General features: G+C 73.2%; 17 protein-coding genes. 7 read left to right on the forward strand and 10 right to left on the reverse strand.

Features of this window, described 5'->3' with window-relative positions; genetic code table 11:
- Window positions 1–558: 558 nt before the first annotated feature.
- Together ABZ128_RS34225 and ABZ128_RS34230 are read right to left on the reverse strand one after the other, a co-directional pair.
- The gene (locus ABZ128_RS34225; RefSeq protein ID WP_356853639.1) at window positions 559–1,746 is read right to left on the reverse strand and encodes a lipid-transfer protein; all 1,188 of its coding nucleotides are present in this window, start codon (window positions 1,744–1,746) and stop codon (window positions 559–561) included.
- A 13-nt stretch (window positions 1,747–1,759) separates the two neighbouring features.
- Window positions 1,760–3,910 (reverse strand): acyl-CoA dehydrogenase, encoded by a 2,151-nt coding sequence (locus tag ABZ128_RS34230; protein WP_356853640.1) that lies wholly within the window; start codon window positions 3,908–3,910, stop codon window positions 1,760–1,762.
- A gap of 209 nt (window positions 3,911–4,119) precedes the next feature.
- On the opposite strand from ABZ128_RS34230, the gene ABZ128_RS34235 reads away from it, so the two are divergent.
- Window positions 4,120–5,166 (forward strand): polyprenyl synthetase family protein, encoded by a 1,047-nt coding sequence (locus ABZ128_RS34235; RefSeq protein WP_356853642.1) that lies wholly within the window; start codon window positions 4,120–4,122, stop codon window positions 5,164–5,166.
- Window positions 5,167–5,197: 31 nt separating this feature from the next.
- Here the strand turns inward: ABZ128_RS34235 and ABZ128_RS34240 are convergent, their stop codons facing one another.
- From ABZ128_RS34240 to ABZ128_RS34250, 3 genes are read right to left on the reverse strand one after another with little or no spacing between them, the layout of a single operon-like run.
- Window positions 5,198–6,775 carry a serine/threonine-protein kinase gene (locus ABZ128_RS34240; protein WP_356853644.1) on the reverse strand — a complete coding sequence of 526 codons (1,578 nt, stop codon included), beginning with the start codon at window positions 6,773–6,775 and terminating at the stop codon, window positions 5,198–5,200.
- A 2-nt stretch (window positions 6,776–6,777) separates the two neighbouring features.
- The gene (locus ABZ128_RS34245) at window positions 6,778–7,038 is read right to left on the reverse strand and encodes a DUF397 domain-containing protein (RefSeq protein ID WP_356853646.1); all 261 of its coding nucleotides are present in this window, start codon (window positions 7,036–7,038) and stop codon (window positions 6,778–6,780) included.
- Complete coding sequence (locus tag ABZ128_RS34250; protein ID WP_356853647.1) at window positions 6,998–7,846, reverse strand: helix-turn-helix transcriptional regulator; 849 nt, start codon at window positions 7,844–7,846, stop codon at window positions 6,998–7,000. Before ABZ128_RS34250 ends, ABZ128_RS34245 begins: the two co-directional genes overlap by 41 nt.
- A 181-nt stretch (window positions 7,847–8,027) precedes the next feature.
- Here ABZ128_RS34250 and ABZ128_RS34255 point away from each other — a divergent pair, with 181 nt between their 5' ends.
- The 4 genes from ABZ128_RS34255 (at window position 8,028) to ABZ128_RS34270 (ending at window position 11,779) form a co-directional block, all read left to right on the forward strand.
- Complete coding sequence (locus tag ABZ128_RS34255; protein ID WP_356853649.1) at window positions 8,028–8,669, forward strand: class I SAM-dependent methyltransferase; 642 nt, start codon at window positions 8,028–8,030, stop codon at window positions 8,667–8,669.
- Window positions 8,670–8,765: 96 nt separating this feature from the next.
- The gene (locus ABZ128_RS34260) at window positions 8,766–9,689 is read left to right on the forward strand and encodes an N-acetylmuramoyl-L-alanine amidase (protein WP_356853651.1); all 924 of its coding nucleotides are present in this window, start codon (window positions 8,766–8,768) and stop codon (window positions 9,687–9,689) included.
- A gap of 135 nt (window positions 9,690–9,824) precedes the next feature.
- Complete coding sequence (locus ABZ128_RS34265) at window positions 9,825–10,613, forward strand: hypothetical protein (RefSeq protein ID WP_356853652.1); 789 nt, start codon at window positions 9,825–9,827, stop codon at window positions 10,611–10,613.
- A 149-nt stretch (window positions 10,614–10,762) separates the two neighbouring features.
- On the forward strand, window positions 10,763–11,779 hold the full coding sequence (locus ABZ128_RS34270; protein ID WP_356853654.1) for an LLM class F420-dependent oxidoreductase: 1,017 nt from the start codon (window positions 10,763–10,765) through the stop codon (window positions 11,777–11,779).
- A gap of 9 nt (window positions 11,780–11,788) precedes the next feature.
- On the opposite strand, the gene ABZ128_RS34275 is transcribed toward ABZ128_RS34270, so the two are convergent.
- Both ABZ128_RS34275 and ABZ128_RS34280 read right to left on the reverse strand, forming a co-directional pair.
- Window positions 11,789–12,235: a hypothetical protein gene (locus ABZ128_RS34275; RefSeq protein ID WP_356853656.1), complete on the reverse strand. Its 447-nt coding sequence runs from the start codon at window positions 12,233–12,235 to the stop codon at window positions 11,789–11,791.
- Window positions 12,236–12,260: 25 nt separating this feature from the next.
- A complete protein-coding gene (locus tag ABZ128_RS34280) occupies window positions 12,261–12,890 on the reverse strand; it encodes a hypothetical protein (RefSeq protein WP_356853667.1) in 630 nt (209 codons plus the stop codon).
- Between the two features lie 118 nt (window positions 12,891–13,008).
- On the opposite strand from ABZ128_RS34280, the gene ABZ128_RS34285 reads away from it, so the two are divergent.
- Complete coding sequence (locus tag ABZ128_RS34285; protein WP_356853658.1) at window positions 13,009–13,311, forward strand: hypothetical protein; 303 nt, start codon at window positions 13,009–13,011, stop codon at window positions 13,309–13,311.
- An 82-nt stretch (window positions 13,312–13,393) separates the two neighbouring features.
- On the opposite strand, the gene ABZ128_RS34290 is transcribed toward ABZ128_RS34285, so the two are convergent.
- From ABZ128_RS34290 to ABZ128_RS34300, 3 genes are all read right to left on the reverse strand, one after another.
- Window positions 13,394–14,488, reverse strand: a complete 1,095-nt coding sequence (locus ABZ128_RS34290; RefSeq protein WP_356853660.1) for a prenyltransferase/squalene oxidase repeat-containing protein — start codon at window positions 14,486–14,488, stop codon at window positions 13,394–13,396.
- Window positions 14,485–15,219 carry a class I SAM-dependent methyltransferase gene (locus ABZ128_RS34295; RefSeq protein ID WP_356853662.1) on the reverse strand — a complete coding sequence of 245 codons (735 nt, stop codon included), beginning with the start codon at window positions 15,217–15,219 and terminating at the stop codon, window positions 14,485–14,487. The genes ABZ128_RS34290 and ABZ128_RS34295 overlap by 4 nt, the downstream gene beginning before the upstream one ends.
- Window positions 15,220–15,310: 91 nt before the next feature.
- Window positions 15,311–16,630 carry a glycosyltransferase family 4 protein gene (locus ABZ128_RS34300; protein ID WP_356853663.1) on the reverse strand — a complete coding sequence of 440 codons (1,320 nt, stop codon included), beginning with the start codon at window positions 16,628–16,630 and terminating at the stop codon, window positions 15,311–15,313.
- 238 nt (window positions 16,631–16,868) lie between these two features.
- On the opposite strand from ABZ128_RS34300, the gene ABZ128_RS34305 reads away from it, so the two are divergent.
- The gene (locus ABZ128_RS34305; RefSeq protein ID WP_356853665.1) at window positions 16,869–17,498 is read left to right on the forward strand and encodes a TetR family transcriptional regulator; all 630 of its coding nucleotides are present in this window, start codon (window positions 16,869–16,871) and stop codon (window positions 17,496–17,498) included.
- Window positions 17,499–17,732 lie beyond the last annotated feature (234 nt).

Here is a 17,732-nt window from a genome sequence, read left to right on the forward strand (position 1 = left end):
CGTCGCTTCGCGATGGCCTTCGGCCACCCTTGACTGCCCGGCCCGCCCCGGAAAGACAAAGACTGCCGGGAAGCCCCCGAAGGATGGCCGGGGGGGTACGTGTTCCGGGACGGGCCCGTCGGCGATGGGCGAGCCGTCTCCCGCCGCCAGTTCCCCATCCGGGGCCGATAGGCCCCCTGTTCCGGGCCCAGCCCAGGTCAAGCCGCAGCCGACGCCAATGAGATGACCATCGGGGCCGGTGGGGGCCACCATCGCCTCAGATCGCTACGCGCTCCTCCCGGCTTGGCGTCCGACGACCGTCCGTGGTCCGTTGCGGGGGCCGGGCCGCGAGATCTGCGGGCGGGGTGGGGACACTGCGGTGGTGAGTCGAGGATGAGCGGTCACCGCCGAGTCCGTTCGCGATCCCGCGAGGATCCGCGAGCCGAGACGAACTTCCGGAGTGGCACCACCCCGCCACAGGACGCTCCCGGGCAACGACACCACGCCGTTACGAAGCCCGGCCCCGCCGAGACAGATCCCGAGCAGCGACAGCACCGCCCGCGAAGCCCGCTCCGGGGGTCAGCGGCGCAGCAGCGTCACCACCGCCGCCCCGCCCAACCCGATGTTGTGGGCCAGGCCCACCCCCGCCCCCGGGACCTGGCGGGGCCCCGCCTCGCCCCGCAGCTGCCACACCAGCTCCGCGGCCTGCGCCAGCCCCGTCGCCCCCAGCGGGTGCCCCTTCGAGATCAGCCCGCCGGACGGGTTCACCACCCACCGCCCCCCGTACGTCGTCGCCCCGCTCTCCACCAGCTTCCCGGCGGAGCCCTCCCCGCACATGCCGAGCGCCTCGTACGTCAGCAGCTCGTTGATCGAGAAGCAGTCGTGCAGCTCGATCACGTCCACGTCCTCGATGCCGAGCCCCGACGCCTCGTACACCGCCCGCCCCGCCGCCGCCGTCATCGGCTTGCCGACCACGTCGATGCAGGAGCCGGAGGAGAACGAGGCCTCCGTGTCCGTGGTCATCGCCTGGGCGATGATCTCGACCGCCTTCGCGTGCAGCCCGTGCCGTACGAGGAACCGTTCCGAGATCACCACCGCCGCCGCCGCGCCGTCCGAGGTCGGCGAGCACTGGAGCTTCGTCAGCGGGTCGTGGATCGTCTTCGCGGCGAGGACCTCCTCGACCCCGTACACGTCCTGGAACTGCGCGTACGAATTGTTCGCCGAGTGCCGGTGGTTCTTGGCCCCCACCGCCGCGAGCTGCGCGGCCGTGGTCCCGTACCGCTCCATGTGCTCGCGCGCCGCGTTCCCGAAGATCTGCGCGGTCGGCGGGGACATCTCGAAGCCGTGCCGCGCCGCCATGATCCCGTAGTGCCGGGCCACCGGCGAGGTCGTGAAGTCCCCACCGTCGGCCCCGCCGCCCAGGGCGCCCCGCTTCATCTTCTCGAAGCCGAGTGCCAGTACGCAGTCGCTGATCCCGCCCTCCACGAACTGCCGCGCCATCATCAGCGCCGTCGCGCCCGTCGCGCAGTTGTTGTTCACGTTGTAGACGGGGACCCCGCTCAGCCCCAGCTCGTAGACGGCCCGCTGTCCTGCCGTGGAGGCCTGGAAGCAGTAGCCGACCGGCACCTGCTCCACCAGCTCGTAGCCCACGCCCGCGTCCGCGAGCGCCGCTGTCCCGGCCTCCTTGGCCATGTCCCAGTACTGCCAGTCCCTCGACTCCGGCTTCTCGAACCTCGTCATGCCGACGCCCACGATGTACGACTTCATTGCCCGACAACTCCTAGTCCCTGGGAAGGCCGAGGATCCGCTCGGCGACGACGTTGAGCTGCACCTGCGTGGTGCCCCCGGCGATGGTCAGGCAGCGGGACATGAGCATCCCGTGCACCGCCCGCTCCCCCGCCCCCTCCCGTACCGCGCCCGCCGGGCCCAGCAGTTCGAGGGCGAGCTCGGCGGTGCGCTGCTGGTGCGGGGTCTGGACGAGCTTGCGCACGGAGGCCCCGGCGCCCGGCTCCAGTCCGGACACCTGCTGGAGCGTGGTGCGCAGTCCGATGCAGGCGAGGGCGTGCGCCTCGGCGGCGAGCGCCCCGATGCGGGCCCGGTAGGCGCCGTCGAGCTCCGCGGACCGCGTGATCAGCGCCTCCAGTCCGGTGCTGAAGCTCATCTGGTCGGCCATGTGGACGCGTTCGTTCCCGAGGGTGTTGCGGGCCACCTTCCAGCCGCCGTCGGCGGCGCCGACCAGGGCGTCCGCCGGCAGCACCACGTCGTCGAGGTACACCTCGTTGAAGAGGGCCTCGCCGGTGATCTCCTTCAGCGGCCGGACCTCGATCCCGGGGGTCCGCATGTCGACGACGAAGTACCCGAGCCCCTTGTGCTTGGGGGCGTCGGGGTCGGTGCGGGCGAGCAGGATCCCGAAGTCGGCGGTGTGCGCGGAACTCGTCCAGACCTTCTGCCCGTTGACCCGCCAGGAGCCGTCCTCGCCGTTCCGTTCCGCCCTGGTCCGCAGCGAGGCCAGGTCGGAGCCCGCGCCCGGCTCGGAGAAGAGCTGGCACCAGGTCGTGTCCCCGCGCAGGGCCGGCAGCAGGTGGCGCTCCTTCTGCTCCGCCGTCCCGTAGACGAGCAGCGAGGGCACGACCCAGGTGGCGATGCCGAGGTCGGCGAGCCTGACCCCGGCCGCCGCCAGTTCCTGCTGGACGACGAGCTGCTCCACGGGCCCGGCGCCGAGCCCATAGGGCGCCGGGAGGTGGGGCGCGGCGTAACCGGTGGGCGCGAGGGTCCGCCGGGCGGCGGCCGGGTCGAGTCCGCGGGCCTGGTCCACGGCGGCCCGGGCCCTCGCCCGATACGTCTCGGCCTCCGCGGGCAGTTCCAGCCGCAGCTCCCGCCGGGCCCCGGCCGCCGCCAGCCGTACGGCCCGGGCGCGGTGCGCGTCGCCGGGGCCGAGCAGCTGCCGGGCGACGAGCGCCCGGCGCAGGTAGCGGTGGGCGTCGTGCTCCCAGGTGAAGCCGATCCCGCCGAGCACCTGGATGCAGTCCTTGGCGCACGAGTAGGCGGCGTCGAGCGCGGTGGCGGCGGCGAGGGCGGCCGTCAGCGAGCGCACCGGCGCGGGCTCCTCCACCGCCTGGGCGGAGTCCCAGCCCAGGGCCCGGGCCTGTTCCAGGCGGACCAGCATGTCGGCGCACAGGTGTTTGACGGCCTGGAACTGCCCGATGGGCCGGCCGAACTGCTCGCGCACCTTCGCGTACTCGGTGGCGGTGTGCAGCGCCCAGGCGGCGGTGCCGCAGGCGTCGGCGGCGAAGAGCGTGCAGGCCAGGTCCCGGACCAGGGCCGCGTCGAGGTCGAGGAGCCGGCCGGGGGCGACGGCGGCCCCGCGCGCCCGTACCTCGGCGGTGGGCCGGGTGGGGTCGGCGCTCTCGTGCGTGCGGATCTCCAGCGCGGCGGCGTCCACGGCGAACCAGCGCGTGCCCTGCGCGGCCTCGGCGGCGAGCAGCACGAGGTCGGCCTCGCCGGCGCCGAGCACGGGCGGCGCGGTCCCGTCGAGCAGGTACCCGCCGCCCTCGACGGCGACGGCCGTCAGGTCCCCGGGCCCGAGCGCGACGGCCCCGATGCGGGCGCCCCCGGCGAGCGCGGCGGCCAGGTCCCCGGCCCCGGCCCGGTGGAGCAGGGCGGAGGCGAGCGCGCTGGGCAGGTACGGTCCGGGCAGTCCGGCCCGGGCGGCCTCCTCGACCACGACGGCGAGGTCCAGCAGGCTCCCGCCCTCCAGATGGGGGGCGAGCAGCCCGGCGGCGGCCAGTCCGTCCCAGTACACGGGCCGCACTCCGGTCCTGGGCGGTGTGTCGAGCAGTTTGCGCACGTCCTCGGGGGGCATGGCCCGCGCCACCCAGCCGCGTACGGCCTGGGCCAACTCCTGCTGTTCCTGCGTGATTCCGATGCCCATACGGATCCTGCCGCCTCGTCGCCGGTCCGGTCGGTCGCGGGTCACACTAGAACACGTTCCATTCTGACGGAAGGTCAGGTGCACGCCTCCGCCGGACCGGGCCGGTCCCGGAACCTCCGGGCGCTGGCCGGAAATCGCTCTGGATCCCCTCCCGTGCAAATGATCGAATCTGGGCGCCGCCCCCGCCCCCGACGGAACGGAATTCAGCCGTGAAGTGCCTGACCTATCTGGACGTGAACGAGGAATTCGCCCACCGCATCGAGAAGGAGATCAGGGCCGCCCTCGCCCGGCTCGACTCATTACCCTCGCACGCCCCCGCCACCGCAAAGGCCCCCGGCGCCACGGAAAGCGCCGTCACCAAACTCCTGCACCACCAGACAATGCGGCACCCGCTGGCGGTCCTCCCGATGCTGGTGCACGCCACCGAGACGGGACGCCCCGAACCGGCCCTCCCGCTGTCCGCGGTACACCTGCTGTGGTGGACCTCCGCCTGCTACCTCGACGACCTGGCCGACGGCCACCGCGCCGCCGCCTCCCCCGGCTTCGGCCAGAGCGAGGGCCTGCTCGCCTCCCTGATCAGCGGAACCGTGCTCCCGATCCGCATCGTCCAGTCGCTGCCGGTGCCGGAGGCCGTACGCCTGCGGCTGACCGCCGAGATCGCCACCGGCTGGGCCGTCGGGACCGAGGGCCAGCTGCGCGACCTCACCGGGATCGCCGACCACGCCACCCGCGACACCGTCGTCACCGCCTATCGCGGCAAATCCGGCGGCCCCTACGCGATGGTCACGGCCATGGCCGCGATCCTTTCCGGAGCGGCAGAGGAAAGCGTGGAACAGTGGCGGGAGTTCGGCTTCCTCTTCGGAATTCTGTGGCAGCTCTTCAACGACCAGGAGGACATCCTCACCGGCCGCAACGAGGACCTCGCCAACGGCACCGTGACCTATCTGCTCAGCTGCGCCCTCGAACAGGCGGCCACACCGCGCCGCCGGGAACAGCTCCTCGGGCGCTGCGCCGCGGCACGGCATTCCAGACGGGCCCGGTCGGAGCTGGCTCGTCTCCTGCTCGCGCCCGACGTCCTCCGCCGCTTCGGCGCCGACCTCGGCACCTTCCGCGCCTCCGCCCACCGCCTCCTCGACGAGCTCGGCGGCGACGACACGTACCGCCAGGCCCTGCACCACCTCGTCGACCACGCGGCGCAGTTGCTCCTCCACCCCGACCTGGCGCCCGCCCCCTTGGCGGTCCCCGCTTCGGCGTAGGCCGGCAGCCAGGGGGCGGCCCAAGGGCCGCTCAGCCCGGCCGGGCCGCCGCCAGCGCCGTCCGGGCCAGGTTCTTGGCGTCCTGTTCGCAGGACGCCCCCGGATGCCGCTCGGCCGTGACGGTCACCGTGAGGCTGAGGTTGTGGTCGCGGACGGCGAGGGCGCAGACGGTGGAGGATCCCCCGTCCGCCCAGTAGGCCTCGTCGCCGGCACCGAGGCCGGCCTCCCGCCTCTTGCCGCTCGCCGCGGCGCCGAAACGGCGCTGCTGCTCCTCGGCCGCGTTCTGCAGGCCCCAGCCGCTGAGCAGCAGGTCCCACTGGACCACCTCGGACGGTGGCGCGGACGGGTCCGAGGCGCGCCAGGTGCAGACCGTCCGGGCGTCGTACGCCGTCTTCTCGTGGCGGTCCTCGTCCACGGTCCGCCCCGGCGGCAGCTCCCAGGCCATCTCCCCGCAGCCGCGGAGCACCGAGTACCCGTAGAAGGACGCCGATGCGGACGGGGACGCGGACCCGGACGCCGGCCCCTTGGCGGACGGGGAGCCGCCTCCGCCGTCGGGCCACACCGCAGCGGCGACGCCCGCGAGCCCGGCCACCACCACGGCCGCGGCCGCCCACCCCGCCCGGCGCCACGAAGGCCGGGCCGTCGGCGGCCGCGGGCGCAGCGGCTCCGGCTCCCGGCGCGGCGCGGGTTCCGGCGCGGGCTCCGGCTCGGGGGCTTCGACGCCGAGCAGCCGGTCGATGTCCCTCCGCTGCGCGGTGATCATCGCGTAGACCCCGGGCGGCCAAGGCCGGCCGGCCGGAGCGACCGGACCGAGCAGGTCGAGCAGCTGCGCCGGGGTCGGCCGGGCAACCGGGTCCTTGGCCAGGCACCGTCTGACGAGGGGCCGCAGCCCGGCCGGGACGGCACGCAGGTCGGGTTCGGCGTGCGCCACGTCGTAGAGGGTCTGGAGCGTCGAGGTCCCCGCGAACGGGCTGCGGCCCGTCGCCGCCATGAACAGGACCGAGCCGAGCGAGAACACGTCGCTGGCCCGCGTCAGTTCTCTGCTCTCCGCCTGCTCCGGCGACATGTACGCGGGCGAGCCGACCACCCAGCCGGCCCGGGTGAGCCCGGTGCTGCCCCGGCCCTCCACGGCCCTCGCGATGCCGAAGTCGACGACGCGCACGCCGTCCTCGGCGAGCAGCACGTTGTCCGGCTTGAGGTCCCGGTGGACCAGCCCCTTCCCGTGGATCTCCGCCAGCGCCGAGGCGAGCCCCGCCGCGAGACGGCGCAGCAGCTCCTCGGACAGCACGCCGACCGACTCCACGGCGGCCCCCAGGGACGGCCCGGCCACGAACACCGAGGCCAGCCACGGCGTGCGGGCGTCCGCGTCGGCGTCGATCACGGCCGCGGTGTAGGCGCCGGACACCCGGCGCGAGGCCTCGACCTCGCGCCGGAACCGGGCGCGGAACCCGTCGTCGTGGGCGAGCTGCTCGTGCACCTGCTTGACGGCGACGAGCCGCCCGTCCGGCCCGGCGCCCAGCAGGACGCGGCCCATGCCGCCCTGCCCGAGCACCCCGACCGTACGGAACGGCCCCACCCGCGCCGGATCCGACGGTCCCGGGCGCTCCACCCCTAGACGGTCCTCACGAAGGCGGAGAAGGCTGCGGGACTGACGGTGAAAACGGGCCCGTCGGGGTTCTTGGAGTCCCGGACGGCGACCCGGCAGGGCTGGGCCGCGACCTCGACGCACTGGCCGCCGGTGTCGGAGCTGTGCGAGGCCTTGCGCCAGGCGATGGCGCCGAGCGGGGCGCACTCGACGCAGTCGCCACCGTTGTCGCCGCTGTACGAGGACTTACGCCACGGCGCGTCCGTCAGGTCCTGGATGGTCTCCATAACGTTCCTCCATTACGCGGGCGATCAGAGCTGCTGACCCCTCCACGGAGAGGGCAGCGGCCCGCAAAAGATCGTATCGAAGCGAACCTTCCCTGAAGGCCTGTGGATTGGCCGTCATATGACCTTGGATGAAGTCCTCGGTGTACACAAGGTCATGACCGTCCCCGAACCGCAGAAGATTGAACTGCCCTATGAGTCCGGCGTGGGCCCCCGCAGTGAACGGCAGGATCTGCACCTGCACCCACTCCCGACTCTGCAGATCCAGCAAGTGGGCGAGCTGCTGCCGCATGACCTCCCGGCCGCCGATCTCCTGATGCAGGGCAGCCTCAGTCATGACCACCCACACCAGTGGGGGGTTCTCACGGTCCAGGATCCGCTGCCGGTCCATCCGCGCGGCCAGCTTGGCGTCGAGGTCCCTGCTGCCCCGGGACCCAAGCACCGCCCGCGCATAGCCCTCAGCCTGCAACAGGCCATAGACCAGCTGTGGGTTGAAGGCAGAGATGTACTCCGCGCGCGCCTCCATCTCCGCGTACGCCTGGAACCACGTCGGCAACTGGCTGCGCAGCACCAGCCCCACCAGCCGGGAGAACGTCCCGTCCGTTCCCAGGGCCGCGTCCACCCGCTCCGAGAAGTCCCGGGTCGGGACTCTCCGCGTGGTCTCAATCTGTCCGACCAGCGAGCCCGTACAGAAGACGATCTTCCCGAGCTGCGCCTGTTTCAGCCCGGCGTCCTCCCGCAGGCGGCGCAGTTCCGAGCCGTAGTAGTCCAGTGGGGACGCACTGGGATCGAGTTCGCGGCTGCTGACCATTGGAGCGGTCACCCCCAAGTACGCGCCGTGAGGCGGCGGTTTCGGTGTGTAGCCGAGCGTAACCACACCGGCATGAGCGAGTGACCTGAATCACCCAACTGACCCCGGACCGGGCTCTTACCAGCCGGTAAGGCAGCATGGGCGCACACCGCACGCCCGACGCTCACTCCCCGGAGGCACCATGGCCACCCCCAAGCCGGAGACCCTCGCCGCCTTCGAGGCCGCCAAGGGGTTCATGCCCGTACGCGAGGGGCTCGCGCTGTACGAGGCGGCGGCCGAGGCGGGGCGCCTCGGGCTGCCGCTGCTGGAGGTCGGCACGTACTGCGGGCGCTCCACGCTCCTGCTGGCCGATGCCGCCCGTGAGGCGGGGGTCCCCGCGATCACCGTCGACCACCACCGGGGCAGCGAGGAGCAGCAGCCCGGCTGGGAGTACCACGACCCGTCGGTCGTGGACCCCGAGGTCGGCCTGATGGACACCCTGCCCACCTTCCGCCGCACCCTGCACAAGGCGGGCCTGGAGGAGCACGTCATCGCGATCGTGGGCCGCTCCCCGCAGGTCGCCGCGGCCTGGGGCGGCCCGCTCGGCTTCGTCTTCATCGACGGCGGCCACACCGACGAGCACGCCACCGGCGACTACGAGGGATGGGTCCCGCACCTCGCCCACGGCGGCACGCTCGTCATCCACGACGTGTTCCCCGACCCGGCCGACGGCGGGCAGGCCCCGTACCGCATCTACCTGCGCGCGATGGCCTCCGGCGCCTTCGAGGAGGTCTCCGTGACCGACTCGCTGCGGGTCCTGCGCCGCACCGGCCCGGGACTCTAGCCGCGCCGGCGCGGGCGTATGGGCGGATAAGCACACCACGCCCCCGGATGGCCCACTGTCCGCGCCCGCGCGGGGCACCCGGCATAGCATCGCGGCGTGCGCTACGACGACAGCCCCCCACCGCCCGCGCCCGCCGCCCCGGCCAGCCCGGATCGGCGATGGTTCGCACGCCGCTCCGCGTTCGCCGTCGGGACGGCCGTGCTCGCTCCGACCCTGCTCGCAGGCTGGGTCCTCGTCCAGGTCACCACCGGAGCTGGCGCGGACGACGCGCGGCCGCCGCGGATCGTGATGCCGGCCGCCACCCCCACGGACGGCCCGGGCACCACACCGAGCCCCTCCGCCAAGAACCCGCTCGCCGGCCGGACCGTGGTCATCGACCCCGGCCACAACACCGGCAACTTCCAGCACAGCAAGGAGATCAACCAGCTGGTGGACATCGGCACCATCCGCAAGGAGTGCGACGCCACCGGCACCTCCACCAACTCCGGCTACAAGGAAGCCGAGTTCACCCTCGACGTCTCGCGCAGGCTGCGCACCGTCCTGGAGGCCAAGGGCCTCAAGGTGGTGTTCACGCACGACGGTGAGCGCCCCTGGGGCCCCTGCATCACCGAACGCGCCCGCATCGGCAACGAGGCGAAGGCCGACGCCGTGGTCTCCGTCCACGCGGACGGGGTCTCCGAGGGCAGCCGCGGCTACCACGTGATCCTGCCCGCCAAGGTCAAGGCCGGCGCCGCGGACACCGCGGAGATCGTCGGACCGTCCCGCGTGCTCGGCGAGCGGATCGCCGGGAACTTCGCCCGGACCACCGGGACCTCGCCCGCCAACTACCTCGGCGGCGGTACCGGCTTGGTGGTCCGCGACGACCTCGGCGGACTCAATCTCTCGACCCGGCCCAAGGTGTTCGTCGAATGCGGCAACATGCGTGACTCCAAGGACGCTGCGCTGCTGACGAGTCCGGAGTGGAGGCAGAAGGCGGCCCAGGGAATCGCGGACGGCATCGTAGGCTTCTTGGGCGGGTAGTCCCTCCGGGACGAGCCTGCTGCCCCGATCCTCTCGGCCGCGGGGAACCTCCGTACCATGGTCCCGCCCGCCCCGCTCCTGCACGTGCGACCGCGGCACCACGAGACGACCGAGACCGAGAAGGACACCTAAGACGTGAACATCCGCTCCCTCACTCGAGGCGACGGCGTGGTGATCGGAGCAGCGGCGCTGCTGTTCATCGCCTCGTTCCTCGATTTCTACTCCGCGACCGGCATCGACATGCCGAGCGCGTGGGACACCGACGTCTACACCCTGGCGCTTCCCACGATCTTCCTGCTCGGCTTCATCGCCGCCGGACTGCTGATCGCGGCCCGGTTCAAGCCGGAGGGCCCCAAGCTCGCGGGGCTGCCACTGTCGGCGTGGGGGACGGTGCTCGCGGTGGCGGCCGCCTGGTCGGCGCTGTGGTCGATGATCACCAGCCCGAGCCGTGCCGACCTGGGCGCCGGCTGCATCCTCGCGTTCCTGGCCACCCTCGCGCTGGCCGGGGTGGCCGTCGCGGGCGAGAAGATCCCGGCGCTCGCCGGCCGGCTGGTGCCCGAGCCGAAGCCCGCGGCCTCCCCGTACGGGGCCCAGCCCGGCACCGGCTACGGCTACCCGGGCGGCCAGCAGCCCCAGCCGTACGGCACCACCCCGCAGCCGGCCCCGCCGTACGGCGGCACCCCGGCTCCGGGCCCGCAGGACGCGGCGCCCGGCCCGGCTGCGGACTTCAGCCCGTTCTGGTTCGCGGTCCCGGTGGCCCGCCCCCTCTTCGGCGAGGACGGCTCCCCCACCCCGATCGCCGAACTCGCCCCGGGCACCTGGTACCTGGCCGTCGACCAGCGCGGTCCCTCGACGCTGATCGCCCAGACCCAGGACGGGCGCCGCGGCGTCCTGAACGACACCTCGGGCATCCAGCGCGGCTGAGCCCGCCCGCCCCGAACGGCCCCCGTCTCCCTGCGAGGCGGGGGCCGTTCGCCCTTCCCGGCGCGGGGGCCGGTGCCCTACAGTCACCTGACGGATCGTCAAATGCAGCAGACGGCAGACGGCAGACGGCACCGCGGAGGGGACCGCCCATGCGCCTCGGACTCGCACTCGGCTACTGGGGCCGCGGCCCCCACCCCGGCCACCTCGACCTCGCCATCGAGGCGGAACGCCTCGGCTACGCCTCGGTGTGGACCGCCGAGGCCTGGGGCTCCGACGCGTTCACCCCGCTCACCTGGATCGCCGCCCACACCTCGCGGATCCGCCTGGGCACCGCCATCGCGCAGATGGCCGCCCGCACCCCCACCGCCACCGCCATGCACGCCCTCACCCTCGACCACCTCTCCGGCGGCCGCATGATGCTGGGCCTCGGGCTGTCCGGCCCGCAGGTGGTGGAGGGCTGGTACGGGCGCCCGTTCCCCGCGAGCCCGCTCACCGCCACCCGCGAGTACGTCGACGTCATCCGCCAGGTCCTGCGCCGCGAAGCCCCCGTCACCCTCGACGGCCGCTTCCACAGCCACCCCTACCGCGGCGAGGACGGCACCGGCATCGGCAAACCGCTGAGGCCCATCACCCACCCGCTGCGCGCGGAACTGCCGCTGCTCCTCGGCGCCGAAGGCCCGAAGAACATCGCCCAGACCACCCGCATCGCCGACGGCTGGCTCCCCCTGTACTGGTCACCGGTGCGCACCGACGTCTACCAGGCCGCCCTGACCGGCCTCCCCGAAGGGTTCATGATCGCCCCGATGGCCCGGGCCAAGGTCTGCGACGACGTCGCGGAGGGCCTGCTCCCGGTCAAGGCGATGCTCGGCTTCTACATCGGCGGCATGGGCCACGCCGCCCGCAACTTCCACGCCGACCTGATGGCCCGCATGGGCTACGAGGAGGAGGCCCGCCGCATCCAGGAGCTGTTCCTCGCCGGCCGCAAGGAGGAGGCCGTCCTCGCCGTCCCGGACGCCTTCGCCGACGAGATCTCCCTGGTCGGGCCCCGCGCACGCATCGCCGAACGCCTGGAGCTGTGGCGCAAGGGCCCCGTCACGGACCTGCTCGTCACCGCCCCCGACCCGCACACCCTGCGCGTCCTCGCGGAGCTCAACGCCCAGGACTGACGGATACGCCTAGGGCTCCGGATACGCCCGGGACTCCGGCTCGGGCGGAGCGCCGGAGCCGTCCCGCTCCTCCTGCGGTACCGCCGCCAGCAGCTCCCGCAGGTCCAGCGGCATGACCGCGATCTCCATGCTCGCGCCATCCCCGTACACACAGGTCACGATCCGCGAGCCGGGGTTGATGGACATCCCCTCCCGCACCGACGGCGCCCGCACCCCGGTCGCCCGGCCCTGCGGCAGCGGCACCGGCGCACCCCGCCCCGGAACCCACCGGGCCCCGTCGGGCCCCCCGTACACCCGGCCGGCCCGCCAGCGGCCCTCCCCGGCCGGGCTGCGCACCATGCACGGGATCCCGGCCTCGGGCCGGGCGGCCGCGCGCTGCCTGTTCCGACGGCGCACCAACCACCCGGCCCCGGCCGCCAGGGCGGCGGCCGCACACACGACTCCGATCTCGCTCACGCGACCATTGAACAGGCCGCCCGGGCTATCCGCCCAGCTGGGAGGCGCTGGGCACCTTGTCGGTCACCGTGGCGCCCGCGCTCTTGCCGGCGTCCTTGACGCCGTTGATGACGTTGTCGAAGGAGCTGATGTCCGCATCGCCCGCGTCACCCTTGCGCAGTTTGCTGCCGAGGCCCTTCAGCGATTCGATGCCGGCCGTCAGCGGGGCCACCGCCTTCGACAGCAGCGGATCGCCCTTGGCGTTGTCGGCGGCCGCCTTCAGCCGGTTGTAGGCGAAGGCCCCGGCGAGGCCCGCCTTGATGAGCGCGAAGGTACGGCCCTTCGCGCCCTTCTTGAACTTGCCCGCCCGGTACGGCTTGATGATCCACTGGTACGTCGCCCCGGCCGCGAGGCCCGCGTTGGCGACGAACCGCGTCTTGGCGAACTTCTGCCGCTCGGCGGAGGTGCTCGGCGTGGGCTGGGCGGCCCGCGCCTCGGCCTCCTCGGCCGCCATCTGCAGGGCGGCTGCCGCCTCGGCAGAGGCCACGGACCGGGAGACCTCCTCGCCGCTGCTCTGCCCGCCCGAGCCGCCGCCGCAGCCGGTGGCACCGGCGAGCAGCGCGGTGGACAGGAGCAGCGCCGTGAGGGCGCGACGAACACGTACGGTTCTGGGTATGGACACGGTTTCCTCCGGGGAGTGAGGTGTCCCCCGCAGCCTCACCCCCGGCCCGAAACTGCGCCACTCGGGGGACCCGTTCGGGTTTGCGGCGCACCGGCGCGGCAAGACGCGTGACATGCGCACACACACCCGAGTACACGCCCGAGGAAGCGGTCAGGCCGCCCGGGCCGTCGCCTTGGTCGCGGACGTGCTGGCCTTCGTCATCGCCTTGTGGATCGTGCTGTACCTGCTGGGCGCCAACCGGTCCAACGGCTTCGTCGACTTCGTCCACGACGCCGCGACCTGGCTGGCGACCTGGTCCTACGACCTGTTCACCTTCAGCACCGAATGGGTCCAGGTGGTCGTCGGCTACGGCCTGGCGGCCGTGGTCTACCTGTTCGTCGGACACCTGGTGGCGGGCTGGCTCTACCGCCGCTGACCACCGCGGAACGCGGGCAGGCCGCCGTCCCCGGCGGCCTGCCCGGACATGATCCGGAAGAAGGGCCCTACGCGCCCGGCAGCTACGCCCCCGGCACGCCGCAGCAGTCCGGCTCCAGCCCGGACGGCAGGGACTGCGCCCCGAACACCGCCCCGGTCGCCTCGTCCCCGCCCAGCGCGGCCACGGCCAGCAGCAGCGAACCGGCGGTCCACGTCGTCTGCTCCACCGGCCAGACCGCCTCGTCCTCGAAGACGTAGCCCGTCCAGTACATGCCGTTCTCGGCCCGCAGGTGCGTGATCGACCGCAGCACCTCCAGCGCCCGATCCGACTCCCCCACCGCCCACAGCGCGAGTGCCAGCTCGCAGGACTCGCCGCCCGTCACCCACGGGTTCGGCAGCACGCACCGCACCCCGAGCCCCGGGACCACGAACTCCTCCCAGCGCCCGTCGATCCGCGCCTTCGCCTCCGCGCCGGACAGCGCCCCGCCCAGCACCGGGTAGTACCAGTCCATCGAGTACCGGGACTTGTCCAGGAAGCGCTCCGGGTGCCGCCGTATCGCATGGCCCAGCGCGCCCGCCGCCAGCTCCCAGTCCGGCTGCGGCTCCTCGCGGTGCTCGGCGATCGCCAGCGCGCACCGCAGCGCCTGGTGGATCGACGAGGAACCGGTCAGCAGGGCGTCCGCGACCGCGGTGCCGTCCGCCTCCCGCTTCCAGCCGATCTCGCCACCGGGCTGCTGCAGGGCGAGGACGAACTCGATCGCCGCGTAGACCGTCGGCCACATGCGGTCCAGGAACGGATCGTCACCGGTGGCCAGGTAGTGGTGCCAGACCCCCACCGCGACGTACGCGACGAAGTTGCTCTCCCGGCTCGCGTCCTGCGGCTCGGCGGTGTCCACGCCCTCCGGCTTGTCGGCGTAGGCCGCGTACCAGGACCCGTCCGGGTTCTGGTGCCGGGCCAGCCAGGCGTACGCCCGCTCCGCCGCCTCGTGCTCGCCCGCCGCGTCCAGCGCCATCGCGGCCTCGGTGTGGTCCCACGGGTCCAGGTGGTGGCCGCGGAACCACGGTATGGCCCCGTCGGAGCGCTGCGCCGCGAGGATCCCCGCCACCGTCGCGGCGGCCTCCTCGGCGGTCAGGACGCCGTCCAGGATCAGGCGTTCCGTACGCCCCGGCGAACTCACTGCGCCGCGCCGACGGGCAGGTGCGGCTTGGTCGCGTACGCCACGAAACTCTTGCCGATGACCGGGTTCAGCGCCTGCTCCGCGAGCCGCGTGGCGAGGGGCTTCTTCATGATGTCCCAGACCAGCAGCTTGTGGTACGCGCGGACCGGCAGCGCCTTGTCGTTGTCGACGCCGAAGGCGCACTTGAGCCACCAGTACGGCGAGTGCAGCCCGTGCGCGTGGTGCGTGCCGTACGGGCGCAGCCCCGCGGCCTTCATCTTGCCGAGCAGCTCGTCCGCCTTGTAGATGCGGATGTGGCCGCCCTCGACCTCGTGGTACGCGTCGCTCAGCGCCCAGCAGATCTTCTCCGGGCCGTAGCGCGGCACGGTGATCGCGATGCGGCCGCCCGGCTTGAGGACGCGGACCATCTCCGCGAGCACGCCCTTGTCGTCGTGGATGTGCTCCATCACCTCGGAGATGATCACCACGTCGAAGGACTCGTCGGGGAAGGGCAGGGCCAGCGCGTCGCCCTCCATGGCGGTGGCGGTGGCACCGGCCGGGGCCTCGCCGGCCTCCTTCATCGCGGCGAACCACTTGGCGACCTCGCGGATCTCCTCGCCGTTGCGGTCGACCGCGACGACCTGGGCGCCGCGCCGGTAGCACTCGAAGGCGTGCCGGCCTGCGCCGCAGCCCAGGTCGAGTACGCGGTCGCCTGCGGCGAGCGGGAACCGGGAGAAATCGACGGTCAGCACGGGGTCCTGCCTTCGCAGTCGCGGGGGTGGAGGGGGGAGTACGGGGGGGGGTGGAAGTACGGGGGTGCGGGGGGGTGGTCTCAGCGGTGGGTCACCGCACGCGGCGGCTGCGGGCGGCCGCCTGCTGCGCGATGGCGGCGCGGTAGTGCGCCGCGGTGCCCTCGGCGGCTCTGGCCCAGGTGAAGCGGGCCAGCACCCGCTCCCGCCCGGCGGCGCCCAGACGGGCCCGCAGCAGCGGGTCGCCCAGCATCCGGCCCAGCGCGGCGGCCAGCGCCCCGGCATCACCCGGCGGCACCGCGAGGCAGGTCTCCCCGTCGGGTCCGGAGACCTCGGGGATGGCGCCGCCGGTGGTGGCGACCAGCGGGGTGCCGGTGGCCATGGCCTCGGCGGCGGGCAGCGAGAACCCCTCGTACAGCGAGGGCACGCAGGCGACCTGCGCGCTGCGCACGAGGTCGACGAGCTCGGCGTCGGTGATGCCCTTGACGAAGCGGACCGCGTCCTGGAGCCCGTACGACTCGATCGCCCGGGCGACCGGCCCCTGCTCGGCGCGCTTGCCGACGACGACCAGGTGGGCGTCGGGCTGCTCGGTCCGCAGCTTCGCGAGCGCCTCGACGAGGTGCACGAGCCCCTTCAGCGGGACGTCGGCGCTGGAGGTGGTGACGATCCGCCCCGGCACCTCGGCGACGGACGGGTCCGGCGACCACAGGTCGGTGTCGGCGCCGATGTGCACGACGTGGATCCGCTCGCCCTGCACGCCCAGGTGCTCGGCGATCTCCTGCTTGGAGGAGCCGGAGACCGTCAGCACGGACGGCAGCCGGCGGGCCACCCGCCCCTGCATGCGCGTGAAGGCGTACCAGCGCCGGACCGAGGCCCGCTTCTTGCGGTCCTTCGCGGCGTCGAGGTCGAGGCGGCGGTCGACGGTGATGGGGTGGTGGATGGTGGTGACCAGCGGGGCGCCGAGGTCGGCGAGCAGCCCGTAGCCGAGGGTCTGGTTGTCGTGGACCACGTCGAACTGGCCCGCACGGGCCGCCAGGTGCCGGCGGGCCCGCAGCGAGAAGGTCAGCGGCTCGGGGAACCCGCCGGTCCACATCGTGGCGACCTCAAGGGCGTCGATCCAGTCCCGGTACTCCTCGCGCTTCGGCGTGCGGAACGGGTCGGGCTGGCGGTAGAGGTCCAGACTCGGCAGCTCGGTGAGCGTGGCGCCGGTGTCGAGCACGGGGTACGGCTGCGCGCCGATGACCTCGACGGAGTGCCCGAGCCGGACGAGCTCGCGCGAGAGGTGCCGGACGTACACGCCCTGGCCGCCGCAGAACGGGTTCCCCTTATACGTGAGGAGCGCGATGCGCAGCGGGCGGTCGCCGTCGGTGGCGGCCCCCGCGAAAGGGCTCGTCACCATGGCCTCAGCGGTCACTCTCGGCCCCCTTCTCCCTGCACTTTTCGCCGGAGCGTAACCGCTCGGATAATGTAGAACAAGTTTCAGACTTGATCCGTTGATGACCATTGAATCTACCGGCCGGAAACTACACCGTAAGAGGTGGAGCAGGTGATTCGCGCCACGGCCGCGGCGCCTGCCATGCTGGGCCCGGATCAAGCCCGGAGCGGCCCGGGAAGCAGCACCGCCACGACACGCAACGCATGGAACGGGGCACATGACAGCGGAAGCGAAGGCCGTCACCACGCCGGCGTCCCCTCCCCTGACGGAGCGCCAGGAGGCGCGGCGGCGCCGGATCCTGCACGCCAGCGCCCAGCTCGCCGGGCGTGGCGGTTTCGACGCCGTCCAGATGCGGGAGGTCGCGGAGGCGGCCGGCGTGGCCCTGGGCACCCTGTACCGCTACTTCCCCTCCAAGGTGCACCTGCTCGTCGCCACCATGCAGGACCAGCTCCAGCACATGCACACCACCCTGCGCAAGCGCCCCCCGGCGGCGGAGGACCCGGCGGCCCGGGTCGCGGAAACCCTGATGCGCGCGTTCCGCGCACTGCAGCGCGAACCTCACCTCGCGGACGCGATGGTGCGCGCCCTGACGTTCGCGGACCGCAGCGTGAGCCCCGAGGTGGACACGGTGTCGCGCCTGACCACGGCCATCATCCTCGACGCCATGGGCCTGGACGCCCCGCCCACGGCGGAACAGCTCTCGGCGGTCCGGGTGATCGAGCACACCTGGCACTCGGCACTGATCACCTGGCTCTCGGGCCGCGCGTCCATCGCCCAGGTCAAGATCGACATCGAAACGGTCTGCCGCCTCATCGACCTCACGTCCCCACCCCGAGAAACGGCCTGAACCGGGGGGTGGGGGCGGGGCGGTAGGCGGGGCGGGGGCTTCAGGGGCGGAGCGGGGGCTTCGGGGGCGGGATTCCCGGCGGGGCGGAGCGGTAGGCGGGGCGGTAGGCGGGGCGGTGGGTTCGGGGCGGGATTCCCGAACCCGGCATCGGAGAAGTTCCGGGGGCGTCCCGTCAGTCCACTGTCCTTCCGTGTCGTGCCGGGCCGTCAAGGGCGCTCTCTTCGTTCGCGTCGC

The sequence above is a fragment of the Streptomyces sp. NPDC006326 genome, assembly GCF_040612915.1.
Taxonomy (GTDB): domain Bacteria; phylum Actinomycetota; class Actinomycetes; order Streptomycetales; family Streptomycetaceae; genus Streptomyces.